Origin of the sequence: Aestuariirhabdus sp. LZHN29, assembly GCF_049985285.1 — a bacterium.
In the GTDB taxonomy this organism is placed as follows: domain Bacteria; phylum Pseudomonadota; class Gammaproteobacteria; order Pseudomonadales; family Aestuariirhabdaceae; genus Aestuariirhabdus.
Window position 1 is genome coordinate 60950 of sequence record NZ_JBNIEU010000005.1, and the last position, 24976, is coordinate 85925.

Here is a 24976-nt window from a genome sequence, read left to right on the forward strand (position 1 = left end):
GGACACAGCTTGCAACCGACCTCTACTGATGACCGCCCCCATGAGATGCTTGAGATTCGTGATCTGGTGGTTGAATTCGAAATGCCCGGAGGCTCTATCAGGGCGCTTGATCGGGTCTCTTTCAATGTGCGTGAAGGAAAAACCCTCGCGCTAGTAGGGGAGTCCGGATCCGGAAAGTCAGTATGCTCCCAGGCTATTTTGGGAATACTGCCGGAGAATGCGCGTATTCGGTCTGGCAGTATCGAATTTAGAGATCCAAATCAGCCTGGAAACTGTGTCAATATTACAGCCCTGGATAATCGTGGCGCGGAAATGCGCAAGATACGTGGGGGCCAAATATCCATTATTTTTCAGGAGCCGATGGTCTCGATGTCGACGATGCATACCGTCGGAGATCAGGTGAGTGAAGCCCTCTTTTTGCACCGGAAAGTTAGTCGATCAAAAGGGTTAGAGCTAACTCAGGAGATGCTGGCACTGGTGGGTTTTAGAAATCCACAGCAGGCAATGAAGCTCTATCCGTTTGAGCTCTCCGGTGGTTTGCGTCAGCGGGCTATGATCGCTATGGCGCTAGTCTGTCATCCGGCGTTACTGATTGCCGATGAACCCACCACCGCACTGGATGTTACGGTACAGAAGCAGATTCTTCGTCTGATGCGTCGCCTGCAATCGGAACTGAACATGGGGGTTCTGCTGATAACCCACGACCTGGGTGTGGTTGCCAATATGGCGGATGAGGTCGTGGTGATGTACCACGGCCGGGTTATGGAGAGCGGTCCCGCCAAAACCCTGTTTGCGAAGCCCGGGCACGCTTATTTGCAATCTCTATTTCGGGCCGTACCGAGATTTAACTTGGGGCCTTCGGAGCGCCTGAACCCCATACGTTCGAGTGAAGGTGGGCTTGCAAACATACAGGAACTCTATACTCCCTGGACAGAGCAAGAGCGCCAACATGCGCCTCATCTCAGTATAAAAAGCTTGTCAAAAACCTATGTGCAAAGGAATAGCAGTTGGTTCGGAGGTGGGGAAGAGGAGCAGATTCATGCGGTTCGTGATTTCAATCTCGATATCGCGGTAGGAGAATCGGTGGGTCTGGTCGGCGAAAGCGGCTGCGGAAAAACCACTCTATCCAAGATGCTGATGCGAGGACTCGAGCCCAGTACCGGGTCAATATCGTACAATGACCGCGGTGTTACCGTACCGCTGCTGGAGCTGGAAGGGCGGGAGCTGGAGAAGTTTCGGCCACGAATGCAGTTGGTGTTCCAGGATCCCTATAGCTCCCTTAGCCCGCGCATGACCGTCAATGATATTATCTGCGAGCCGCTACTCATTCATCAGGTGGGAGATAAGAGATACCGTGAGCGACGTGCTTGTGAGCTAATGGAATTAGTTGGGCTCAGGCCCGAACTGCTTAATCGATATCCCCACAGCTTCTCTGGCGGGCAGCGTCAGAGGATCAGTATCGCTCGAGCGCTGGCTTTGTCTCCTGACTTGCTTATTCTGGACGAGCCTGTATCTGCGCTGGATGTTTCGGTTCAGGCGCAGATACTTAATCTGTTAAAAGACCTTCAACGAGAGCTGGGACTCACCTATCTGTTCATTAGTCACAACCTTGCGGTGGTTGATTATATTGCGGAGCGCGTAGTGGTGATGTGCCATGGTCAAGTTGTAGAAATCGCCCCTGCAGGAGAGCTTTTCGCCAAGCCCCTGCACCCCTACACAAGAGCCCTGATAGACGCAGTACCGGCTCCCGACCTCAACCAGTTGCTCGACTTTGACAATCAGGAGGCAGGGTTGGCACAGCCCGAATTTTGGCCCGCTCCCTATACGCTGTCGCCCCATATCAGCAGTGAGTTGGTGGAAGTGGAAGCCGCTCACTGGGTGAGGATGCATACCGATGAAAGCTAAACGTAGTTTATTCCGGTTGCTGTGCCTGCCCCTGTTGGGTTTGCTGCTGTTGCCGACCTCTTCGCAGGCGATTCAGCCGCAGCCCCCGGAGACCCCCCGGATTATGGAGCTTTTGCCGCCGCAAACTTACGGAAAACCCGGTGGAACAATCCGTATGCTAATGGCCAAGTCCAAGGATATTCGAATGATGAATGTCTATGGCTATGCACGGCTGGTCGGCTATGACCGCAACTTTGAGTTGATGCCCGATATTCTACTCGCCTACGAAAATGAAGATGACCGGGTCTTCACCTTCCACCTTCGTCCCGGACACCGCTGGTCCGACGGTGTTCCTTTTACCGCAGAAGATTTTCGCTTCTACTGGGAAGACGTAGCGCTGAACAAGGAGCTTTCGCCCTTTGGTCCCTCTAAATCCCTGCAAGTGGACTCTGAGCCACCTTTGGTGGAGGTCGTCGATGAGCTCACTATCCGTTACAGCTGGAGTACCCCCAACCCTCATTTTTTACCTCTGTTAGCCGGCCCCAGGGCATTGGCGATCTATCTGCCAGCCCATTATATGCGTCAGTTCCATAAGCAATATGCAGAGCCTGACCGGCTACTGGCCTTGCAAAAGGAGGCGAAAAAGCGAAACTGGGTCGCCCTGTTTAAATCTCGCGCACATCCCTACAAGATGGACAATCCTGAACTGCCTACGTTGCAGCCCTGGTATAACAGTACGAAACCTCCCGCAGACCGCTTTGTTTTTTTGCGCAATCCGTTTTATCACCGTGTCGATGCTAAAGGTACGCAGCTTCCCTATATTGACGAGATCGTCGTGAATATCGTTGGAAGCAGCTTGATTGCTGCCAAGACAAGAGCGGGGGAGAGCGATCTTCAGGGCAGGTATATACGTCTGGATAATTACACCTTTCTTAAAGAGGGTGAAACGCAAAACAATTATCAAGTTCGGTTTTGGAAGGCTGCGAGAGGGTCTCAGTTTGCCTTTTATCCAAACCTTAACGCAAATGATGATCAGTGGCGCACCCTCAACAGGGATGCGCGTTTTAGGCGGGCGCTGTCATTGGCGATCAATCGTCATGAAATTAATCAGGTCGTGTATTACGGACTGGCGAGCGAGGGAGGTAATACCCTGCTTCCAGAAAGTAGCCTGTTCCAGCAAGATTTTATGGAGGCCTGGAATCAGTATGATCCTGAACAAGCCAGCGCTTTGCTTGATGATATCGGTTTAATCGAAAGAGATGACCGGGGAATACGCCTGCTTCCTGATGGGCGCCCGATGGAAATTATTGTTAACACCGCAGGGGAGGAAACCGAGGAGACAGATGTTCTGCAGTTAGTACACGATCACTGGATGGACGTCGGCATCAAGTTGCATATTCGTCCCTCCCAGCGCGAGGTCTTTCGCAGCCGAGTTTTCTCCGGCGACTCCATTATGTCTGTGTGGAAAGGGTTGGACAATGCGTTGGCCACCAGCGATATGAGCCCTTGGGAGCTGGCTCCCTATTCCCAGCAACAATTACAGTGGCCGATGTGGGGAGACTATTATGAGACAGGCAAGGGATCTCCCCCCGACCTGCTCCCAGCCGTCCGTCTGCGTACCCTGGTGGAGACCTGGGAGCACTCCCGTAGCCGACAGCAGCGTTGGGACGTGTGGCAGGAGATGTTGAGAATATACTCCAATCAGGTGTTTAGCATAGGCACTGTCACCGGTATTATGCAGCCAATTGTTGTGAGTAATCGTCTAAAAAACGTCCCGAACCAGGGGTGGTATAGCTGGGAGCCGGGTTCCTATTTTGGTGTGTACAATCCAGACACATTCTGGGTTCAGGATGCTGGGGGGCGCCAATAGATGGGACAGTATATTGTTAAACGGGTGTTGATGATGATCCCCACTTTGCTGCTGATCAGCTTTGTGGTGTTTGTGATCATCCAGCTACCGCCAGGGGACTATCTGGAAAGCTATATCGCCGAGCTTCAGGCCCAGGGTGAAAGCGTCGACATGGAGAAGGTGGCCTACCTCCGCGAAGAGTATGGGCTGGACAAGAGCTTTCTAGAGCAGTATGTCTCCTGGGTGACTGGCTTTGTGCAGGGAGACTACGGCTACTCGTTTGAGTATGACCTGCCTGTTTCTGAAGTAGTGGGGGACCGAATGTACCTCACCATACTGGTATCGGTAATCACCATCCTGTTTACCTGGCTGATTGCCTTTCCTATCGGTTTGTATTCCGCGACCCATCAGTATAGCTGGGGTGATTACGGGCTCACATTAGTCGGTTTTATCGGCCTGGCGACACCGAACTTCCTGCTCGCTCTGGTGATGCTCTATTTTGCGAATGTCTATTTTGGGACCTCCATTGGTGGCCTGATGGATGAGCAGTACGTCAATCAACCATGGAGTTGGGACAAGGTGAAGTCGGTGCTGGAGCACCTCTGGATTCCTGTGATCGTAATTGGCACCTCAGGCACTGCGGGGATGATTCGGCGTCTGAGGGCGAATCTGCTGGACGAACTCCATAAGCCCTATGTTGTGACAGGTCGGGCGAAAGGCCTACCGGAAACTCGCCTGCTATTGAAGTATCCGTTTCGCGTATCGCTGAACTTTTTCATTGCCGATATTGGAAATATGCTTCCCAGTATTATTTCAGGAGCTGAAATTGTGGCTCTGGTGTTGTCATTGCCAACAACAGGACCCATGTTGCTCGGAGCTCTCCAAAGTCAGGATATGTATCTGGCCGGATCTTTCTTGATGTTTCTGGCAATGCTAACGGTCATTGGAGTGTTGATTTCGGACCTCCTACTCGCGGTACTCGACCCCAGGATTCGGCTTGAGGGGGGTGCGCAGCGATGAAGCAGCCCGCTAATCCTCATTTTGTCTGTGATGCGGAATACGATCCGCGTTCAATCGAAAAGGCTCATATTGAGCAGCAATCTTTTTTCCTTGCCTCGCAATGGCAGTTAATCTGGTGGAAATTCAAGAAGCACAAGCTCGCGCTTTACAGCGGCCTGTTCATCGTATTGCTGTACCTTTCGATTCTTATCTGTGAGTTTCTTGCGCCCTACAGTCTCCATAGCCGTCATGTTGACTCGATCTACTCGCCGCCGCAGCCGGTGCATCTATTCCATGAGGGAGAGTGGGTAGGCCCCTTTGTATATGGCTGGAACCAGACTTTGGATATGGATCGTTTGCTTCGGGTGTACAGTGAAGACCGGGAAAAAATATACCGGATTAACTTTTTTTGTGACGCAGAGGGTTACAAGTTTTGGGGGCTAGTGGAGTCAAATCTCCACCTGGCCTGCGTTGAAAAGGGCGGGACCATGTTTCTGTTGGGAACCGATCGTCTCGGCAGGGATATGCTATCTCGAATTATTTATGGCGCACGAATATCCATAACCATCGGCCTCGTCGGTATCTGCCTGAGTATGATTATGGGGGTGATTATAGGCAGTCTGGCGGGTTATTACGGTGGTTGGGTGGATAACGTTGTTCAACGGCTTATTGAAGTCATTCGCTCGTTTCCGGAGTTACCTTTGTGGATGGCGCTGTCGGCCATTATCCCCGTTACCTGGAGTCCCCTGTGGGTGTTTTTTGGTATTACCTTGATCCTGGCGCTGATGGACTGGACGGGCCTGGCAAGAGCGGTTCGTTCTAAGCTGTTGGCTTTGAGGGAGGAGGACTATGCAAGTGCTGCTCTATTGATGGGGGCGTCACCGCCACGGATTATACGCAAGCACCTGCTGCCGGGCTTTTTAAGTCACCTGATTGCCTCGGCAACGCTTTCGATTCCCGCAATGATTCTAGGTGAGACGGCACTGAGCTTTTTAGGCCTGGGGCTAAGGCCGCCTATAACCAGCTGGGGGGTATTGCTGGCTGAAGCTCAAAATGTGAACGTGGTTGCCATTTATCCCTGGCTCATGCTGCCTGTGGTTCCTGTCATTTTCGTTATATTAGCGTTCAATTTTCTCGGGGATGGCTTACGTGATGCTGCCGACCCCTACAAAAACTAAAGTCGAATACTGTGTATGACGATTCTTGGCCTGATAGGCGGTCCTGAGTACAGGGGGCTCCATGTTCACCAGCCTGCGCCCTGACAGCGAAGCTGTAGAGGGACGGTGACTATTTTATCGGTGAAGCTGTGCTTAGTGCTGGGCAGTAATTTGGCCCTTGGTCATCTCGACCCGGTGTTCAAACAAGGGTATGAGGTGCTGACGGTTTACTACCCAAACCAGCGAACATGGACTGCTGCTGATCAGGCGAGAAAGGATTCGTTGTTCTGATTGTTCGTCCAGGGCATTGCTTGCTTGATCGACCACCATTACGCGGGGTTGTTTAATCATTGCACGAATAAGCGCCAGCTTCTGCCGAGTGGCGGCCTGTAATTTGGCACCGGCGGTACCCACCTCGTATTCAAGTCCATAATGCAAAATATCCTCACGCAGTCCGTGCTCATCAATTAGCTGGTCGATGATCTCGGCAACCTTCTGCTGCGCATTGGCTTTACCGTAAGAGAGTTTACCGAAGAGAATATTTTCCTGGATGCTCAGTAGTTCATTGAATTGATCAAAACGATAGTGAACCAGTGTTCGACGGCCTTGCTGGACATCCGAAAACTCTTTACGAACCACAACCAGCGCCTGCTGGATCGCATCATCTACCAGGCCCAGGCGATGGCGCGCAGGGATCAGTTTCATAAACAGTGCCAACAATTTTTCCTGGGAATCTTTTGGCAGGGTTTCCACTTTATCCTGGGGATACTTGCTCACTAGCTCCTGATATTCGGGTAGATCCTCAGCGCTGATAAAGCTAAACCGCTCGTAAATCTCGTTACCGGGCTCAAGACCTGAAAACAGCTCGATCATAGTCTCCGCAATTTTGTAGCCGATGCTCAGGGCGACGGGCATCAACTTATTGCGTGTTAGTACCCGTTGCAGGGAGTCATCCAGGTGGAGTGTGTTGATATCCAGGGATTGATCCGTGCAACTACCGAACAGGATGTTCTCTGCCACACTAATGTTCGTGTTGTAGCGTTCAGGGTCGAAGGGTTCGACAAGGTCTTCCATACCTGCATCAGCAAGGTGTTTTTGAAGCTGGAACCTTAAGTTGATAAGTTTTTGAGCAAGCTCCCGGTCTGGAGCGTTAGCCATGGATTGCTGTAAGCCAAAACGATACAGGTCACTGTCCAGCTCAAATAGCGAGCTTAACGAGAGAATTTCATCTTGCAGTGCCTGTAATGAAGAGTAGGGCGTCTGCGTCAACTTCAGCCCGTCGTGATCAATTGTTTGCTCATAAATTTTAGGATCATAAGGTTCAAATGCGCTGGGTTGATGTAATCCGTAGAGCAGGTTGTCGCGTATTGTTCCAGCGAACAGGTGAGAACGTGATCCTACGAAGCAAATAGTGTGGCTTAAAGCGGGTTCATTGATCTGCTGCAAATCATGGCCAAACAGATTTATGCCGCCTCTATCAGGGTTCTGCAACCGGCAGATCAGTTGGGCGAGTTCTGATGCACCGCTTTCATTATCACCTACCAAGGCGATGGACTGCCTGAGGTTGAGCTTCAGGCTGATGCCTTCAAGCTGAGTGCTGGCATCGCTATCAGAAAAGAAGATTCGATCGAACGCTATCTCATCATTGAGCTGTTCTAAACGGGTATCGCCTTCATTAAGCCGATGCTCGGGCAGCATGGCATCCGGGGAAAACTGTTCCACAATTTGCTCGTACTTTATACGAACATCTTCTTTGGTTTGATAATACTTGAGCAGCTCCTTCCAGGGAGCGTCCAGATCCTGATAGGCCGCAAGGACTGCCACCAACGCACCCAGTGTTAACTCACCCTGGATCACATAGTAGCCACCAATCGAATAGAAGAAAAAAGGCGTTACCTTGGATAGAAAGTTATTAAGGAACTTGATAAAAAACTTTCGTTTGTAAATATCAAAGCGAATTTCGAATATGTTTTGCAAACGGGATGCGATTTTGACACGTTCGTACTCTGTGGTACCCAGGGTATGAACATCCTGAATACCCGCCATGCTGTCGCCCACCTTGTCGCCGAGGCGTCGTGCCGCCAGCACCCGCTCCTTGGATAGCGCGTTAACCTTGCGCTGAAGCTTGGGTATTACGTACATTTGGAGCGGGTAGAGGCCGATTGCAGCCATCCCCAGAAAGGGGTCCTGGTTAAAGATAAAGACAAGATAGGTGAGAAGAAGGCCGCCTTGGAAAGCAGGCAAGGCGAAAGCATCGCCAATAAATCCGCCCAAAGGTTCAGTTTCTGCAGTAATTATCGGTATGATCTCCCCTTGGGAGACTTTTTTGAAATGGGGCAGGGGGAAACGCAGGATGCGGCTATAGAGTTCGAGCCGCAGGTTGCGCAACATTCGCTCACCTACCACTCCCCGGTAGACGTTGAGGACGTACTTCAGGGCTCCGTTGATGATAACCAGAGCCAGGAAGAGGAAGCAGAGCGCTAATAGATAGGAGATCTGGTTCATTTCGTATCCCAGGATCATCTCCGGGATATCTTTACCGGCTAAGGCTTTATTGATGATCTGCTTGGGAACATCCAGAGAAGCATAGACCAGCGGAAAGGTGACAAGCGTCAGCAGAAGGATGAGAACCTGATCCCTCAGTGTGTGCTTAATAATATATGTGAAGATAGATCTATCCATCTGCTCCGATCACTCCCTGCGAAAGGGTGGGGGCTCGCTGGGAGGTCCCGTTTGCATTATCGTTGAAAATCAACGCCTGCCACAAGCGTTGGTAGAAGAAGAAGGAAAGAGAGGCGGTCTTGGGGAAGAAAATTGCATTGGTGCTAAAGGGGTATCCGCGTTTATCGGAAACCTTTATAGCGCAGGAAATACGGGAGCTGGAGAAGCGGGGGATGGATATTCACCTGGTTTCCCTACGCCATCCCACAGATAAACAGCGCCACCCGATACACGATGAGATCAGGGCTCCGGTGCTCTATTTGCCCGAATACCTTTATCAAGAGCCTTTGCGGGTTGGCAAGGCGTTGCTGGCCACCTGCTTCACGGCGGGGTTTTGGCGTGCCGCTGGTAACTGGTGGAAGGATCTTAGGCGAGACCCGACAGCGAACCGTATGCGCCGTTTTGGGCAAGCGCTGGTGTTAGCCCGTGAGCTGCCGGAAGGGATAGAGATGCTCTATGCGCATTTTATCCATACGCCAGGTTCCGTAACCCGTTATACAAGCGACCTGACCGGTATTCATTGGTGCGCATCGGCCCATGCCAAGGATATCTGGACCACTCCGCGATGGGAGCTGCAGGAAAAATTGTCCAGCGTCCGTTGGCTTACCACCTGTACCGAAGCCAACACACAGTACTTGAAAGGGCTAAGCGACCGGGAAGAAAAGGTCTTTTTGAGTTACCACGGTCTCGACTTTAACCGGTTTCCGCAACCGGACTTCTCAGGCGAACCCGACCAGATCCACCCGGATGGAGCAACTGATTCTGTCGAACTGCTTTCGGTAGGGCGAGCGGTGCCTAAAAAGGGATACGATCTGTTGTTAAATGCCTTGGCCCGCTTGCCCAAAGAGCTGCAATGGCACTTTACCCACATCGGTGGCGGAGAGTTGTCGTCAGTTCTGCGGGAGCAGGCGGTGGCGCTGGGGATAGAGGGCCGGGTCACCTGGCTCGGGGCTCAGTCTCAGCAGCGAGTTCTGGACGCTTATCAGCGCGCCCAGGTTTTTATACTGGCGTCCAGGGTCAATGGAGATGGCGACCGGGATGGGCTGCCTAATGTCCTGATGGAGGCGCAAAGTCAGGGACTTGCGTGCCTGTCGACTGATATTTCAGGCATCCCCGAGTTGATTATCGATGGCGAGAGTGGGCTGCTGGTTCCTCAAGAGGATGAGGTGGCGCTAAGTGAAGCGTTGGCGCGTTTGATAGCCGACCCTGACCTTCGCCAAACCCTTGGCCGTAAAGGCTGCGCTCGCGTTTATGAGCATTTTTCGTTGGATCAGGGTATCGGCCAAATTTTGCACAAGTTTGAGGCAAGTGCGTGAGCCAGCGTGTTGCCTTTTATGCGCCTATGAAGTCGCCGAATTACCCGACCCCCTCGGGTGACCAGCGAATCGCTCGGCTTTTCATGGGGGCATTGGCGGAGGCTGGGTATAGTGTCGAACTTGCCAGCGAGCTACGGTGCTGGGAGGGGCAGGGAGAGCGATTGCAGCAGGGTATGATCCGGCAAAAGGCGCAGGCGGAGTGTGAGCGGCTCATTAACGATTACGGCAGCCTACCCAAGGGGCAGCGCCCCGACTACTGGTTTACCTATCACCTGTACCATAAGGCCCCTGACTGGATCGGCCCTGCTGTATCCAAGGCGTTGGGTATTCCTTACGTTATTGCCGAAGCCTCTATTGCCAACAAACAAAGGGATGGGAGCTGGAGCGCGGGCTGGCAACAGTCCAGGGTCGCTTTGGGGCAAGCCGCGGCGGTGGTTACATTGAATCCTCGCGATGAACCGGCTCTCCATGACTGTGTATTACGAGAAAGAATTCATCATCTCACGCCTTTTCTGGAGTATGCACCGCCGCCGCTGTCGTCCAGAGCCGTAGTGGCTGATCAGTTTGGGATGGACCCACAGGCAACCTGGTTGGTGACCTCCGCAATGATGCGGCCAGGGGATAAGCTGGCCAGTTATGAGCGCTTATCATGCAGCCTTTCGGGGCTATCCGGGCAAAACTGGCAGCTTCTGGTGATAGGTGATGGCAAAGAGCGAGAGGCCGTTGAGGCACTGTTTGCGGACAAATCCGACCGGGTTTTCTTTGCCGGTGAGTTGTCTATGAATGAAATCCAGCACTGCTTACCAGCCTGTGACCTGTTCGTGTGGCCTGCGGTTAATGAAGCGATTGGGATGGCAATGCTTGAGGCCCTCAATGCCGGGGTTCCCGTGTTATCCGGATACAGCCCTGCGTTGTACCCACTCTCTTTACAGAGCCCTGCGTTAACTATGCTAAATGGAAACGATGCCTCAAGTTTTGAAAAAGAGCTTGGGGGTATGCTCAACTCCCCCGGCATGATTCGTCACGCTGCCGAAAGCTGCCACCGGTTAATTCGGGAAAACTGCAGCCTCAGCGCCGCTGCGGTTCGTTTAAGGGGAATTCTGGAGCCACTTTTATGATTCATATCTATATGTTGCGCCATGGAACTACCCTTTGGAACCAGCAAAAAAGAATACAGGGGCATACGGATATTCCCCTGTTGCCCGAATCCATTCGTGTGCTTTCAGGGTTAGTGTTAGCGGCCCCATTTCGTGATTTACAATGGTATTGCAGTCCTTTAACGAGAGCACAGCAGACCGCACAAGCCCTTGGGCTAAAGCCCATCCTCAGTGCCGGGTTAGTCGAAATGGAGTGGGGCGAGTGGGAGGGACGAACCATTTCCGAGTTGCGTTCCGAGTCCCCCGCTTTGATGGCAAACGAGGAGGGCAGAGGGCGGTTTATGACGCCTCCCGGAGGAGAGTGTCCGCAGCAGGTCGTCGACCGACTGATGCAGTGGTTGGATGAACTGCAGCCCGGGTGCGATATCGGCCTGGTGACCCACAAGGGCGTTATCCGCGCTGCGATGGCCGAAGCATGTCAATGGGATATGCTGGGTCGGTCTCCAGTAAAACCGGACTGGGGAAAATTGCTGCAGTTTTCCTGGTCGTCTGGTGCCGGGCTCCGCTTCTGTGGTTGTGATCTGTCGCTGGAGAAAGATCTAATCCCGGGCGGGAAATAGAGGTCCGATATCGGGCCATACCACCTGTTCATACGCAGACAGGAACTCCAGGAGTTGACGCAGAAACACCCAGGATGCCGCATCATGAGCCAAATGATGGGTCATAATGCCCGTGGCTTCAGTGCTATCAACCTGCCCCTGGCGGCGCTGTTTCAAGTGCTCAATCAGCTGACTAATAACAGAGTCTTCACCGGCGAAGCAGCGTCGTTTCCAGTCAATCAGGTCAAGGTGCACATTGTTAACCGAAAGCTGGGGGCGGGGGATGCGCGGGCCCAGCGTCGATAACCCGGACAGGCCGATCTCTGGCAGGTGCGATAGCAGGCGTTGGTTGATCCGGTTCCAGGGCGGCACCAGTACCGGCTGATAGTGGTGGGGGAGCTCCTGTTGCAGGTGTTGGTGGCCCCGTCGTAGTGACTGCAACACAACGTCGATGGGCCTATGGTCACCTAACTCCTGATTACGCTCACCAGGAGCTGCATAGCTGGTGTGATCGTAACCGTGGAGCAGACAAGAGACGCCTGTTACGGAATCAAGGCAGGATATCAGCGATCGCTCCAGCCGCTGGGGGATAACGGCTAGCGATAAGGGCAGCCGATACTGATCGGCCAGGGTTAAAAGCTGTTCCAATGCCGCTGTGTCGCTGCATGCATCATCGTCTCTCCACCACAGGGTGAGGGGCGTATTGTGATCCTTCCAGAGTTCCAACTCCTCGTTTAATCTGGACCAGCACGGATGCTTCACAATCCCCACCCTTGCAGTATGTTGAGGAGCTGTTGGGCGCTGGCGTCAGCGCCGTTAAGGTCGATGGCGCTGGTGGGCGGCGCCTGCGTGGCTGCACCATTGATCGCCGCCACAAGTTGCTGCTGGGTGAGAGAGGACTCGGGCAATAGCCTAAGATAGCCATGGCGTTGCAGTATCTCGCTGCGCTGGAGTTGCTCTGTTTCACCGCCTTCACTGTAAGGTATCACTAGTGCGGGTGTTCGTGTCGCGAGAATATCCATCGTGGTGTTGTAGCCGGCCTGTGATATCGAGAGGTTGCTGCTGGCGAGGAGGGAGGCAAAATCTTCGCGGAAGCGCTCAACCGAAACGTTGTGTGTACGCCCCTGCTGTTGTAGTTGATCGAACAGCTGTGCATCCAGGCCGGGGCCGGTGATCAGGGTCCAGGGCTGGTCGTCTAGTTTGGTCGCGGGTTTACTCTGGAGTATGGCTCGGAGCAGGGGGTAGCCGACGGCACCTCCACCGGCCGAAACCGTTACCCCAAGGCGAGGTTGCCGAGCGGGGGGCGGTGAGGCGATATCGGCCACGTAGCCCGTGTAGCGGAGCTTGTCCTGAATCTGGCTCGCAAAGGGGAAGCTGTCCTCTAGTCGGATCACCGTTGGATCACTGTGCACGAGTACTGCGTCAAAAAAACGCTGTACCAGGTCCGCACTTTCCTGGCTTCTATGCTGTTTGGATAAGGGTTTCTGGACCAGAATGTCCCGCAATGAACAGACAACGGGAATGTTTTTTGATTTGACCTGACTTATGAGCGGCAAAAGTTCAAAGCGAAATTGCCGGCGACCAAATGGATAGAGCTCCAGCAGCAGTAGGTCGGGTCGTACGGTCGCCTCAATCTCCAGTAACTGCGCACGGCGTCTGGCCCGGTAGTGATCATCTACCGGTTGTTGTTCTGCATCCACGAGGGTGGAAAAGTTGGCGTCCTGACAGCTAATCGAGGGGAGGTAATGAGTCTGTGCGCAGGGAAAAGAAATAGGGCTCTGCGCACCTCCCTGCACCAAGTGGACTTCCATGCCTGCACGTTCGAGTGCGTTACTGATCAGCGCTGCCCGTTTAAGATGGCCGATGCCGAGCAGGTGCTGGACATAGAACAGTATTCGGGGTTTAGCGGGGATCATTCTTCGGGTTGGTTTGGCTGCAAGTCATGCCCACGGTCGGACATTACCTGGTGAACGGATGAAACCAGGTTACCGATACCGTTGAGCATCCCCTTGCACATGGCATCTCCTGGAGGGGGCGTGTGCTCAAGCTGTTTCAGGGCGGCAATCATCAGGTTGGTATCTAGCAAATGGTCGGGGTCAACCATCTGTATTAACCCACCTTCATAGGCCTTCTTTGCACGAATATACTGCTCGAGGCGCGGGGTCTTACGAGGGACGATGATGGCCGGTTTGTTAAACGAGAGAATTTCGCAAAAAGTATTGTAACCGCCCATGGACACAATTGCTTCAGCTTTGGCAATCAGGCCTTCAAGGTGGTTGTTGAAGGTGATGACCTTTACTCGTTGCAAGAGCGCAGCTCTCGCGGCGAAGATTTCTCGCTCCTCACTTGGCATAAAGGGCCCCAACACGATCAGCGCCGGGAGGGGGAGCTCGGTCTCGGCCTTTTCATAGGCACGGAGAATCCAGTCGACCAACTCCAAACCATCGCCGCCGCCGCCGGTAGTCACTAACAGGTAGGGTTGCTCAATGGGGAGCGGTTGACTCAGCGCCGCTTTGGGTAAACGCCGGTTGAGGTAGCCAGTATAGTGCATCTTGTGGTCAATCGGCTGCGGAAGGGAAACTCCCTCCAAGGGGTTGCCCATCGACTCGGGGCCGTATACCCAGACCTGATCAAATAAAGCATCAAGATGTTCTGGGATTCCCTTGGCTTGCCACTCCCGGTCGAGCGCACCGGCCTCGTCCATAACGTCTCGCAGGCCGAGGACATTGGTGGTTCCAAGTGCCTTCAGCATTTTCAGGGTGTGTTTGACTTCCCCTTTTAGGCCCAGGGGTTCCTTATCAACGAGGAAGATATCAGGTGAAAAACTCAGTGCGGTGTTATAGATAATAGATTCACGGATAGCCAGGGTCTGGGAGAGATCGATATGCAGGCCGAGGCTGGTGTAATCACCATCATAGAGCTTGATGACACCGGGAATGCGCACGAAATCGACCCTTGCCCGGAAATCGAAGCGGCCAATAATCGGTGATCCTGTCAAAATGAGTACGGATATTGATTTGTAATGCCTGACCAATGCGTGAGCAATGGTATGGCAGCGCCTCAAGTGGCCAAGTCCGTAGCTGTCGTGGCTATAGATCAGCACCCTGGCGTCGGGTTTAATAGACTGCGTCATGTTTCCTTCAACGTGATAGGCAAGCGGCTGGTATCCGTCGCAGGGGTGATACTATATGTTAGTGAAGCGACAAATTGTAGCACTGACAGGGAAAGAAATTTTGAGGGGCAGGGTTCTATTGAGTATTCGGTCAAGAGCGACGGGGATAGCCTAAATAATGGACCTACGAGGGCGAGGGAACATGATGTTGGAGCGCCTGACCCACGGGCAGTCCAAGGAGCGCGCTGGCGCAATCCTCAAAAACTCCCGGGTAAACGCGGCTATCTATAGGCAGCAGCAGGGAAGTGAGCGACTGATTGCCTGGGTGGAGCTGACGATTGTAGTGACCTTCCTGTTGCTCTATTCCCTAACCCCTAAAACCTTTATCGCACCAGAACTCGATTTTTCTCTGGATACCCGTTTGCCGCAACAAATTCTTGGTGCGATTAGTCAGGAACCGGTCCCCTGGGCTCTGGGGCTCTATTTTGTTGTCGCCGTTGGAGGGCTGCTGCAAGCTTACTCCGAACGGTTACTCAACTGGCGCTCATACAGTGCGATAGTGCTCAATTTTGCGCTGCTTTATGCCCTTATCTGGAGCTTTCATATGCAGTATGACCAGCCTCCAGCGTTTTACCTGAAGGCTCCCACGCTATTGTATGTGTTCATTTTTATCGCGATCAGGGCGCTTAGGTTTGAGGCCCGTTATGTTCTTTTTGCTGGCACCTGTGCAGTGGTAGGCTGGATGTTAATGGTCTACTACGTGTTGTATGCCAGTGGAGGAGAGATGCCCCTGACCCGTGATTACGTGCACTACCTGACCTCCAACTCCGTACTGTTGGGCGCCGAGTTCGACAAGATGCTCTCGATGGTGCTGGTGACCTCTATTTTAGCCCTTGCCATTACCCGTGCCCGGGGTTTGTTGGTCGAGGCGGTGGTAGAGACCAAAATAGCAACAGATCTGGCGCGCTTTGTCCCCGCGGAGGTAGCTCGGCAGGTTTCGTTGGATGCTCCCGAGCTGGAACTGGGGGCGGGTAAGGTCGGTGAGGCGACGATCCTGTTTAGTGATATAGAGGGTTTTACCAGTTTTAGTGAAAAGACTGCGCCGGTGGATCTGATTCAACGCCTTAATCGGTATTTTAGTGTCTTGTCGGGTCCCATTGTGGAGTGGAAAGGGGCAATAAATCAGTTTCAGGGGGACGCGGTCCTTGCCTCATTCAATATGCCGATCGAAGATGAAAATCATGCGGTCAATGCAATTCACGCCGCGCTGAAGATTCAGGCGCTGTTGCGCGAGCACGATCCCGAGCTGGTCACTCGCATCGGTATTAACACCGGTAGCGTGGTGGGCGGTCTGGTTGGAACGCAAGAGCGTTTGAGCTATACGGTGCATGGCGACGCGGTGAATATGGCGGCGCGTCTTGAGCAGCTTAACAAGGAGTACGGAACCCGGATTCTTATATCGGAGGCCTGCCGCTTACAAGCGGGTGATCTGTTTAGATTTAGAGAGGTTGGCGAGGTCACTATTCGTGGTCGCAGCGGGAAGACCAAGCTGTATACCGTCGAGGAGCAAGTCTAGATAGACAAAGTCAGCATTTTCTCGAGATTATCTCGTGCTTGTTGCTCACTGTGTTGGCGAAAATACTGGGTGTAGAAAACATGGGGTCTGTTTAGCAGGCTTTGAAAGAATTTCCTTTGTCCCGCCTTATAATCCACGTCGCTCAGGTGCGGGCTTTCTTTGCGAACATTAAGGCTGTCTTGTAGGAACTCCTCCCAGGGTCTGGCCAACGAGGAGATATCGACATCAGCCAGATAACGCCCGTCGATACTAGCTGGCGCCGATTTATGGGTCGTGTCCATGATCAGGCTAGCGATACGGTCTCGAGCCTTAAGGCAGTTTTGTTTGTCCCCGACAAGCTGGCAAAAGAAGTCGGCACTATCAGCCTCATTCTTCTCACTGTCCATCTGGTAGATGATGTCATGGAACCAAAGGGCCATTTCGACCTCCCTGGCGGCCTCCAGATGGGTGCAGGCCTCATCAAATTGTTGCAGGCAAAAGGTTATGTGCTCACCGGTGTGATAGAAGCGATCCTTGAGGGCATAATAGTGGGCGATCTCCCTCCATGCGTTCTCTGCCGGAGTTTTCGCATCTATACCAAACAGGCTGTTCCATAGCCTTGTAAATCGTAACTTGTCCATTAGTGTTTTACCCGCCGGCGCGAAGTTTCTCCTGCAGCTCTTCATAGGCGGTCTGCAACTCGGCGAGTTTGTTGCTCAGCTGTCGCATCACATCCAGTGAGACTTCCGGGTTTTCCGTTAATAACTTAATAAAAACATCTTCTGCAATTCGAAGTACCTGAACATCCGAGCTCGCGCGCAGGGTTGCGGAGCGGGTCTCTTTGGAGATAACGGCCATCTCGCCGATCAGTGAATTGGCTCCCCGCACAGCGACCACCACGTCAGCTCCCGATGTGTCGGCAAGAACTTCGACCTCTCCGGACATGACCACGTAGGCACTGTCAGCGGGCTCACCCTTCTTAAAGAGTATCTCACCCGGGGTGTAAGTGAGCGCCTCGCTGGTGAACGCGATCAGGCGAAGCTTCGATGTGTCCAGTTTGGAAAACATCGGAACCTTGGCCAGTTGGCAGACTTCCTCATCAATTTCCAAGCGGGTACTCCTGACGGATAGGTACAGTTATTTTGCGCAAGAAAGGGGTGGCAGGCAACCATCGCGCTTCAATCCCATAAAAAAAGGGGCTAAAAAGCCCCTTTTGAACCCAATATCACATGTTGGGGTAGTTGGGGCCGCCAGCCCCTTCCGGTGTTACCCAGGTGATATTCTGCGCTGGATCCTTAATGTCGCAGGTTTTGCAGTGCACACAGTTCTGCGAGTTAATCTGGAAGCGCTTGCCTGCATCATCTTCGATGATCTCATACACGCCAGCGGGGCAGTAACGTTGGGCGGGTTCATTAAACCGCTCGAGGTTAGCCCCCATTGGAATGCTGTCATCGGCAAGCTGAAGGTGGCAGGGTTGATCCTCTTCGTGGTTGGTGTTGGAAAGGAACACAGAGCTTAGCTTGTCGAAGCTTATTACCCCGTCGGGTTTGGGGTAATTGATCACCGGGCACTCGCTAGCGGGTTTGAGGGTCGCGTGATCCGGCGTACTGTCCTGAAGCGTGAAGGGAAGCTTACCGTTGAATATATTAAGGTCCACAAAGGCGAAGGCGCCGCCCAGGATGTTGCCAAATTTATGCATCGCTGGGCCGAAATTACGTTGTTGGTAAAGCTCTTTATACGCCCAGGACGCTTCAAATGCGGCTTGAAAACTATCGAGATCCTCACCACCCTGAGTGCCGTTTTGAACCGCGTTGAAGACCTCTTCTGCGGCGATCATGCCCGACTTCATGGCGGTATGAGTCCCTTTAATTTTGGCAAAATTGAGAGTGCCGGCATCGCAGCCAATTAACAGCCCACCGGGGAAGCTCATTTTAGGTAATGCTTGAGGGCCGCCCTTGGCAATTGCGCGGGCACCGTAGGAGATGCGCTTGCCGCCTTCCAGGTACTGCTTGATAACCGGGTTTTGCTTAAATCGCTGCATCTCATCGAAGGGGCTAAGGTGCGGGTTGCTGTAGCAAAGATCGGTGATCAACCCCAATACAACCTGGTTGTTTTCGGTGTGGTAGAGAAAGCCGCCGCCCTTGCTCCCACTTTCATCCAGGGGCCAGCCAGCGGTATGCACTACCAGGCCTTCCTTGTGCGCTTCCGGCTTCACGTCCCATAGCTCTTTAATGCCAATACCATAGTGCTGTGGGCCCGCATCTTTATCCAGGGCGTAGTGTTTGATCAGCTGCTTTCCGAGGTGGCCACGACAACCCTCCGAGAAGAGCGTGAATTTTGCGTGCAGCTCCATGCCGGGCATATAGCTATCTTTCTGACTACCGTCGGCTGCGATCCCCATGTCGCCGGTCGCTATCCCTTTAACGCTGCCGTCTTCATTGAACAGGACCTCGGCAGCGGCAAAACCGGGAAAGATTTCGACTCCCAGGGATTCCGCCTGCTCTGCAAGCCAGCGGCACAGGTTGCCCAGGCTAACGATATAGTTGCCGTGGTTATGCATGGTTTTGGGAACAAAGAAATTCGGGACCTTTTGCGCCTTTTCCTGGTTTTTTAGCACGAAGATCTGATCATCGTTAACCGGGGTGTTGAGGGGGGCGCCTAACTCCTTCCAGTCGGGGAAGAGCTCATTAATAGCTGTGGTTTCAATAACCGCACCAGACAGGATATGGGCTCCGACCTCAGAACCTTTTTCGACTACGCATACGCTGAGCTCGCTTTCCGCGTCCCTTGCCTGTTGCATTAGGCGGCAGGCTGCAGATAAGCCGGATGGCCCGGCCCCTACGATGACGACGTCAAACTCCATCGATTCTCGTTCCACGCTGTATCTCCTCAAGGTTTTTCTGTTGTTATTTGAAGCCAATTATTGGTTAGCTCCCAAAAGATGCTTGCTCGATTTTAAACAACTGTTTTAATATTGTCTAACTGGTTGTTTCACAAGGGTTCCGTTTAGGGGCCAAAACCCGTTCGAAGTTTGAGTGGTTTGTCTGCGTGAAGCACTCACTCCAAGGAGTGAAGTTGACCCAGGGTAGTGGTAGGCGCCTTGACCTGATATAGGGAAGGGTTCAAGATACCGGCCACTTGTTACCAGTGCCTGCCTGTTTCCATGGGCCTCTGGGTGAGATTACACCGGCTCCATCGATTCCGTATTTGGTCGATGGATATTATTACAAACGGACATTATACGAGGATTCCATGAAGGTTCTTGTAGCTGTAAAGCGAGTCATAGATTACAACGTAAAGGTTCGTGTAAAAGCGGATAACTCTGATGTTGATCTTACCAACGTCAAAATGGCAATGAACCCTTTCGATGAGATCGCGGTTGAAGAGGCGGTGCGCCTGAAGGAAAGCGGTGTCGTCACTGAGGTGGTTGCGGTTTCCATGGGGGGCAAAGAGTGCCAAGAGCAGATTCGTACGGCTCTGGCGCTGGGGGCTGATCGTGGGATTCTTGTAGAAACCGATGAGAAACTTGGATCACTCAGCGTTGCCAAGCTGTTAAAAGCTCTGGTTGACGAGGAGAAGCCGGACCTGGTTATCCTTGGTAAGCAGGCAATCGATAGCGATAACAATCAAACAGGCCAGATGCTGGGCGCTTTGGCTGGGCTGCCTCAGGGCACCTTTGCCTCCGAAGTAAAAGTCGCCGAGGGCAAGGTCGCTGTTACCCGTGAGGTGGATAGCGGACTGCAAACCGTGTCTCTTTCACTGCCTGCGATTGTCACCGTAGATCTGCGTCTCAATGAACCTCGATATGCATCCCTGCCTAATATTATGAAGGCCAAGCGCAAGCCGTTGGATACTAAAACCCCCTCTGATCTGGGCGTGGAGATCACCTCAAGCGTAACAACGCTGAAGGTTGAGCCGCCAGCAGAGCGTCAGGCCGGTATCAAGGTGGCCAGCGTTGAGGAGTTGGTTGAGAAATTGAAGAACGAAGCGAAGGTGATCTAATGTCTATTCTAGTAATCGCAGAGCACTCAAATGAAACTCTGGCCGGCGCTACCCTTAATACAATTACTGCAGCCAAGGCGATTGGTGGTGACATCGACCTCTTGGTCGCGGGTAGCGGGTGTGGCGTCGTGGCAGAGGCTGCCGCCAAAGTTGCCGGTATTAGCAAGGTTCTTGTTGCTGATAATGCCGTTTACGGTCACCAGTTAGCTGAAAATATGGGCTTGTTGGTTGCGGAGCTTGGCAAGGCCTACAGCCACATCTTGGCGCCGGCAACGACCAGCGGCAAAAACTATATGCCCCGGGTAGCGGCATTGTTGGATGTTGACCAAATCTCCGAAGTTGTTCGGGTCGATAGTGCCGATACCTTTGCTCGTCCTATCTATGCCGGTAACGCCATCGCTACAGTACAATCGAGTGCGGCGATCAAGGTCATTACCGTGCGTATCACCGGTTTTGATGCAGCGCCAGCTGAGGGTGGTAGTGCAACAGTAGAAGTGGTTGCCAGCGTATCCGACGCTGGGGTTTCCAGTTTTGTCGGTGAAGAGCTGGCGAAATCAGACCGTCCTGAACTCACCTCCGCTGATATCGTTGTTTCTGGCGGTCGCGGCATGGGTAACGGTGAAAACTTCGAGCTGCTTTACAGTCTGGCCGACAAGTTGGGGGCTGCAGTGGGTGCATCTCGAGCAGCCGTTGATGCGGGCTTTGTTCCTAACGATATGCAGGTTGGACAAACCGGTAAGGTGGTAGCGCCGAACCTGTATGTCGCGGTGGGTATCTCTGGTGCGATCCAGCACCTGGCTGGCATGAAGGACAGCAAGGTTATCGTAGCGATCAACAAGGATGAGGAGGCCCCTATTTTTCAGGTGGCTGACTACGGTCTTGTTGCGGATCTATTCGAAGCGGTTCCTGCACTGGAAAAGCTCGTCTAGAGCCTTTGTGATCGGCTTCACAGAAGGCCTATACCGAAATGGTGTAGGCCTTTTTTTCTGTCTAAAAAATTAGCTATCTGCTATTTTAACCGCTTAATAATACTAGCTAATGTTGCATTTGAATTTAACTTGTTGCGATAACTTGTTGAATCTAATTGAAAAGCAGAAAGGGGGTTCGTTTGATAAATGTATTGGTAGCTGATGATCACGATCTGGTGCGTACCGGTATCACGCGAATGCTGGCCGATGTCGAAGGTATCCTTGTTGTTGGTGAGGCCAGTAGTGGCGAAGCTGCCGTAGATCTGGCGCGACGGCTCGATGTTAATGTGGTGCTGATGGACGTAAAGATGCCTGGTATAGGGGGGCTCGAAGCAACCCGAAAAATCACCCGCTCCAACCCCGATATCAAGGTGATTGCAGTTACTGTTTGCGAGGATGAGCCTTTCCCTTCAAGGCTTTTGAAGGCCGGGGCTTCCGGCTACGTTACCAAGGGTGCCGGGCTTGATGATATGGTCAACGCGATCCGAATGGCAGCCAAAGGGAAGCGCTATATCAGTGCAGATATTGCTCAGCAGATGGCGTTGAAACCCTACCAGGATGAAGATCATGCCTCTCCTTTTGATCAGCTGTCGGAACGGGAGATTCAGATAGCGATGATGATCGTTAACTGCCATAAGGTACAGGTCATTTCAGATAAGCTGTGTTTGAGTCCTAAAACCGTTAACAGCTATCGCTATCGGATCTTCGATAAGTTGGGAATTAGTAGTGATGTTGAGCTTACCTTGCTGGCTGTTCGCCATGGGATGGTTGATGGCGAAAGCGTGGCGGGCTAACCTCTTTGTACGATTGCTGATCCGCTATCAGGAGTATTATGGCGGCGCCTTCCCCCGAGTTTGATCACAAAGCCTTCCTTGCTACCCAGCAGCACCAGCCCGGCATCTACCAAATGTACGATGCCGGGGGGGCGATTCTCTATGTGGGAAAGGCCAAAAGCCTGAAAAGCAGGCTATCCAGTTATTTTCGCAGCAGTGGACTGGCACCAAAGACAGCGGCTCTGGTTTCCCGTATTGCGCAAATTGAAACCATAGTCACCAATACCGAAGCCGAAGCCTTGATCCTTGAGCAGAGCCTGATCAAGCTCAATCGGCCACCCTATAATATCTTGCTGCGGGATGATAAATCCTACCCCTATGTGTTTCTATCTACAGGTAATACGTACCCCAGACTTGGGTTTTATCGCGGGCGAAAAAAACCGGGCGTAGAGTATTTTGGTCCCTACCCGAGTGCGGGTGCTATCCGAGAGAGCATGAACGTGTTGCAGCGTGTATTTCGGGTGCGCCAATGCGAGGATAGCTACTTTCGAAACAGAACCCGGCCTTGCCTTCAGTACCAGATCAAGCGGTGCAAAGCGCCCTGTACCGGGCTGGTTAGTCAGCAAGAGTACCAAACGGATGTAGAGCGTTCACGATTATTTTTGCGCGGTAAAAGTCAGGAGCTCATCTATCTGTTGCTGGATGAGATGGAGCAAGCCGCCAAGGCGCTTGAATTCGAAAAAGCGGCGGATTTGAGGGATCAGGTATCTCAGTTACGTAGTGCTCAGGAGCAGCAGGTAATTGACCGCAATGGGGGTGATGTTGATGTGATCGCAATGGCCGAGCAGGGTGATAACCTCTGTTTTTCGCGGATCAGTATTCGAAATGGACAGGTGGTGGGCAGCCATAGCACTTATCACCAGCGTAAGACGGATGATTCTGTCGCTGAGATCTACGCAGGCTTTCTGGCCCAACTTTATCTGGGAGGGGAAAGCCTGAGGGAGCTGCCAGACGAAGTTGTGGCTGCCGAGGCGGTGGAGGGTGCTGATTTGCTCGAACAAGCGATAACCAAAGAGCGGGGGCAAGGGGTAAAAATCCGCTACCGAGTGAGGGGGGATAGGGCAAGCTGGGTTCGGTTGGCCCAAAAAAACGCGATACAAAGCCTTCAGGCTCGCTTAAGCAATCGATCAAGTACGCGTCAGCGCTACATCGAATTGCAACAGCTGCTGGAGCTTGAGCAGCTTCCGGCTCGCATGGAGTGCTTTGATATCAGCCACAGTTCGGGGGAGGCGACGGTGGCATCCTGCGTGGTATTCAATGATGAGGGCCCCCTGAAATCCGCCTATCGCCGATTTAATATAAGCGGCATTACGCCTGGAGATGACTATGCGGCGATGCGCCAGGCGCTGTTAAGACGCTATAGCCGGGTCATAAAAGAGGAGGGCCCTCTTCCTGATCTACTATTCATCGATGGAGGCAAGGGGCAGTTATCAATGGCCAACCAGGTTGTTGAGGAGCTTGGGCTGAATGCAATGTTGTTGGTGGGTGTTGCCAAGGGGGAGTCTCGCAAGCCTGGCCTCGAAACCCTTATTGTTAACGGCACCTTTGAGGAGATTCAGCTACCGAGAGGGTCGGGGGCTTTATTATTGGTTCAATCAATACGTGACGAGGCCCACCGCTTCGCCATTACCGGCCACCGCCAAAGGCGGGCGAAGTCGCGCAATCGCTCAGTGTTGGAGGATGTACCGGGTATTGGTGCCAAGCGCCGACAGCAGTTACTCAAGTTTTTCGGTGGTCTGCAAGGGGTGGGTGAGGCTTCGGTTAATGAGCTGCAAAAGGTGCAGGGCATCAGTGTTCATTTAGCCCAAGCGATCCATGATGCTTTACATCCAGATTAATCGCTCTAATATCTACGCTTTCATCGAAGTGTCGCTTTAAGGAACCAATGAATATCCCCAACATCTTAACTTTGCTACGGGTTGTACTTATCCCCGTTATCGTGGTGGTCTACTATCTCCCGGTTGGCTGGAGTTATCTGGCCGCTTCCGGGATATTTTTTGTTGCCGGCTGCACTGATATGCTCGACGGTTACCTGGCCAGACGATGGAACCAGAGCACGCCCTTCGGAGCGTTCCTGGATCCTGTAGCAGATAAATTAATGGTCGCTGTCTCTTTGACGATGCTGGTTGAGGAGTATGCGAGTATCTGGATTACGATCCCCGCGATGATCATTATTGGTCGTGAAATAGTAATATCGGCGCTCAGGGAGTGGATGGCCGAGCTCGGTAAACGAACGAGTGTCGCAGTTTCCTATATTGGCAAAATCAAAACAGCGGGGCAGATGGGGGCGATTTTTTTCCTGTTAGCGACACCTGCAGAGCTGGACACTATCATTGGCCGGATCGGGTATGGTTTTCTTTACGCCGCTGCACTATTGACTATATGGTCAATGTGGCAATACCTATCCGCAGCCTGGAACGATCTAATGCCTCCTGAAGAGAGTGAGTAGGTGTCTAAAAATCGACCAAAACTCTTTTTTGAATCAATGGCTTGACAGAAATTTCCGAGCGCATACAATACGCACCACCTGATCACGGGCGCAGCGGTAGCTGGTTAAATATATGTGTGCGGGAATAGCTCAGGGAGCACAACCTTGTTAAGGTTGGGTCGCCCGGAGCTGGAGAGTGAGTCTCGTTTCCCGCCCAGCGGTAGCTGGTTAAATATATGTGTGCGGGAATAGCTCAGTTGGTAGAGCACAACCTTGTTAAGGTTGGGTCGCCCGGAGCTGGAGAGTGAGTCTCGTTTCCCGCCCAGTGGTAGCTGGTTAAATATATGTGTGCGGGAATAGCTCAGTTGGTAGAGCACAACCTTGCCAAGGTTGGGGTCGCGAGTTCGAGTCTCGTTTCCCGCTCCAAATTTTTGAATTTAGGATGCTGTGTGATTT

20 protein-coding genes and 3 tRNA genes are annotated in these 24976 nt (G+C 52.6%); 16 read left to right on the top strand and 7 right to left on the bottom strand.

The genetic code is table 11. The features are described 5' to 3' along the window. The first annotated feature begins 9 nt into the window (after positions 1 to 9). The 4 genes from ACP3PW_RS16020 to ACP3PW_RS16035 are packed head-to-tail and all read left to right on the top strand — an operon-like array spanning position 10 to position 5910. Positions 10 to 1905, top strand: a complete 1896-nt coding sequence (locus tag ACP3PW_RS16020) for a dipeptide ABC transporter ATP-binding protein (RefSeq protein ID WP_426417746.1) — start codon at positions 10 to 12, stop codon at positions 1903 to 1905. Further along, entirely contained in the window at positions 1895 to 3754 is a 1860-nt protein-coding gene (locus ACP3PW_RS16025; protein WP_426417747.1) for an ABC transporter substrate-binding protein, read from the top strand. The genes ACP3PW_RS16020 and ACP3PW_RS16025 overlap by 11 nt, the downstream gene beginning before the upstream one ends. Beyond that, positions 3755 to 4753, top strand: coding sequence for an ABC transporter permease (locus tag ACP3PW_RS16030; RefSeq protein ID WP_426417748.1), 999 nt, complete (start codon positions 3755 to 3757; stop codon positions 4751 to 4753). Next, positions 4750 to 5910: an ABC transporter permease gene (locus ACP3PW_RS16035; RefSeq protein WP_426417749.1), complete on the top strand. Its 1161-nt coding sequence runs from the start codon at positions 4750 to 4752 to the stop codon at positions 5908 to 5910. Before ACP3PW_RS16030 ends, ACP3PW_RS16035 begins: the two co-directional genes overlap by 4 nt. Positions 5911 to 6042: 132 nt before the next feature. Here ACP3PW_RS16035 and ACP3PW_RS16040 read toward each other — a convergent pair whose 3' ends face one another. Next, positions 6043 to 8571 (bottom strand): ABC transporter transmembrane domain-containing protein, encoded by a 2529-nt coding sequence (locus ACP3PW_RS16040; protein WP_426417750.1) that lies wholly within the window; start codon positions 8569 to 8571, stop codon positions 6043 to 6045. A 119-nt stretch (positions 8572 to 8690) separates the two neighbouring features. On the opposite strand from ACP3PW_RS16040, the gene ACP3PW_RS16045 reads away from it, so the two are divergent. The 3 genes from ACP3PW_RS16045 to ACP3PW_RS16055 are packed head-to-tail and all read left to right on the top strand — an operon-like array spanning position 8691 to position 11643. Next, the gene (locus ACP3PW_RS16045; RefSeq protein ID WP_426417751.1) at positions 8691 to 9926 is read left to right on the top strand and encodes a glycosyltransferase; all 1236 of its coding nucleotides are present in this window, start codon (positions 8691 to 8693) and stop codon (positions 9924 to 9926) included. Further along, complete coding sequence (locus ACP3PW_RS16050) at positions 9923 to 11044, top strand: glycosyltransferase family 4 protein (protein WP_426417752.1); 1122 nt, start codon at positions 9923 to 9925, stop codon at positions 11042 to 11044. The genes ACP3PW_RS16045 and ACP3PW_RS16050 overlap by 4 nt, the downstream gene beginning before the upstream one ends. After that, entirely contained in the window at positions 11041 to 11643 is a 603-nt protein-coding gene (locus ACP3PW_RS16055) for a histidine phosphatase family protein (protein ID WP_426417753.1), read from the top strand. The genes ACP3PW_RS16050 and ACP3PW_RS16055 overlap by 4 nt, the downstream gene beginning before the upstream one ends. On the opposite strand, the gene ACP3PW_RS16060 is transcribed toward ACP3PW_RS16055, so the two are convergent. Genes ACP3PW_RS16060 through ACP3PW_RS16070 form a run of 3 tightly spaced genes read right to left on the bottom strand, consistent with a single transcriptional unit; the run spans position 11623 to position 14755 of the window. Next, the gene (locus ACP3PW_RS16060) at positions 11623 to 12384 is read right to left on the bottom strand and encodes a polysaccharide deacetylase family protein (protein ID WP_426417754.1); all 762 of its coding nucleotides are present in this window, start codon (positions 12382 to 12384) and stop codon (positions 11623 to 11625) included. The genes ACP3PW_RS16055 and ACP3PW_RS16060 overlap by 21 nt on opposite strands. Next, on the bottom strand, positions 12381 to 13538 hold the full coding sequence (locus ACP3PW_RS16065; RefSeq protein ID WP_426417755.1) for a glycosyltransferase family protein: 1158 nt from the start codon (positions 13536 to 13538) through the stop codon (positions 12381 to 12383). Before ACP3PW_RS16065 ends, ACP3PW_RS16060 begins: the two co-directional genes overlap by 4 nt. Next, on the bottom strand, positions 13535 to 14755 hold the full coding sequence (locus tag ACP3PW_RS16070; RefSeq protein WP_426417756.1) for a glycosyltransferase family protein: 1221 nt from the start codon (positions 14753 to 14755) through the stop codon (positions 13535 to 13537). Before ACP3PW_RS16070 ends, ACP3PW_RS16065 begins: the two co-directional genes overlap by 4 nt. A gap of 181 nt (positions 14756 to 14936) precedes the next feature. On the opposite strand from ACP3PW_RS16070, the gene ACP3PW_RS16075 reads away from it, so the two are divergent. After that, positions 14937 to 16310 carry an adenylate/guanylate cyclase domain-containing protein gene (locus ACP3PW_RS16075; RefSeq protein WP_426417757.1) on the top strand — a complete coding sequence of 458 codons (1374 nt, stop codon included), beginning with the start codon at positions 14937 to 14939 and terminating at the stop codon, positions 16308 to 16310. On the opposite strand, the gene ACP3PW_RS16080 is transcribed toward ACP3PW_RS16075, so the two are convergent. The 3 genes from ACP3PW_RS16080 to ACP3PW_RS16090 all read right to left on the bottom strand — a co-directional run bounded on the left by ACP3PW_RS16080 (position 16307) and on the right by ACP3PW_RS16090 (position 19167). Further along, on the bottom strand, positions 16307 to 16930 hold the full coding sequence (locus tag ACP3PW_RS16080) for an HD domain-containing protein (RefSeq protein ID WP_426417758.1): 624 nt from the start codon (positions 16928 to 16930) through the stop codon (positions 16307 to 16309). The genes ACP3PW_RS16075 and ACP3PW_RS16080 overlap by 4 nt on opposite strands. Positions 16931 to 16937: 7 nt before the next feature. Beyond that, on the bottom strand, positions 16938 to 17399 hold the full coding sequence (locus ACP3PW_RS16085; RefSeq protein WP_426417759.1) for a cyclic nucleotide-binding domain-containing protein: 462 nt from the start codon (positions 17397 to 17399) through the stop codon (positions 16938 to 16940). Between the two features lie 115 nt (positions 17400 to 17514). Beyond that, complete coding sequence (locus ACP3PW_RS16090; protein ID WP_426417760.1) at positions 17515 to 19167, bottom strand: electron transfer flavoprotein-ubiquinone oxidoreductase; 1653 nt, start codon at positions 19165 to 19167, stop codon at positions 17515 to 17517. Between the two features lie 374 nt (positions 19168 to 19541). Here ACP3PW_RS16090 and ACP3PW_RS16095 point away from each other — a divergent pair, with 374 nt between their 5' ends. From ACP3PW_RS16095 to ACP3PW_RS16130, 8 genes are all read left to right on the top strand, one after another. Further along, positions 19542 to 20291, top strand: a complete 750-nt coding sequence (locus ACP3PW_RS16095) for an electron transfer flavoprotein subunit beta/FixA family protein (RefSeq protein WP_426417761.1) — start codon at positions 19542 to 19544, stop codon at positions 20289 to 20291. Beyond that, complete coding sequence (locus ACP3PW_RS16100) at positions 20291 to 21220, top strand: electron transfer flavoprotein subunit alpha/FixB family protein (RefSeq protein WP_426417762.1); 930 nt, start codon at positions 20291 to 20293, stop codon at positions 21218 to 21220. Before ACP3PW_RS16095 ends, ACP3PW_RS16100 begins: the two co-directional genes overlap by 1 nt. Positions 21221 to 21399: 179 nt before the next feature. After that, complete coding sequence (gene uvrY, locus ACP3PW_RS16105; protein ID WP_426417763.1) at positions 21400 to 22053, top strand: UvrY/SirA/GacA family response regulator transcription factor; 654 nt, start codon at positions 21400 to 21402, stop codon at positions 22051 to 22053. A gap of 38 nt (positions 22054 to 22091) precedes the next feature. Then, complete coding sequence (gene uvrC, locus ACP3PW_RS16110) at positions 22092 to 23930, top strand: excinuclease ABC subunit UvrC (protein WP_426417764.1); 1839 nt, start codon at positions 22092 to 22094, stop codon at positions 23928 to 23930. Positions 23931 to 23977: 47 nt separating this feature from the next. Then, complete coding sequence (gene pgsA, locus ACP3PW_RS16115) at positions 23978 to 24541, top strand: CDP-diacylglycerol--glycerol-3-phosphate 3-phosphatidyltransferase (RefSeq protein ID WP_426417765.1); 564 nt, start codon at positions 23978 to 23980, stop codon at positions 24539 to 24541. Positions 24542 to 24659: 118 nt separating this feature from the next. Beyond that, a tRNA-Asn gene (locus tag ACP3PW_RS16120) sits at positions 24660 to 24735 on the top strand. Positions 24736 to 24762: 27 nt separating this feature from the next. Then, a tRNA-Asn gene (locus tag ACP3PW_RS16125) sits at positions 24763 to 24843 on the top strand. Between the two features lie 27 nt (positions 24844 to 24870). Then, a tRNA-Gly gene (locus tag ACP3PW_RS16130) sits at positions 24871 to 24946 on the top strand. Positions 24947 to 24976: the final 30 nt, after the last annotated feature.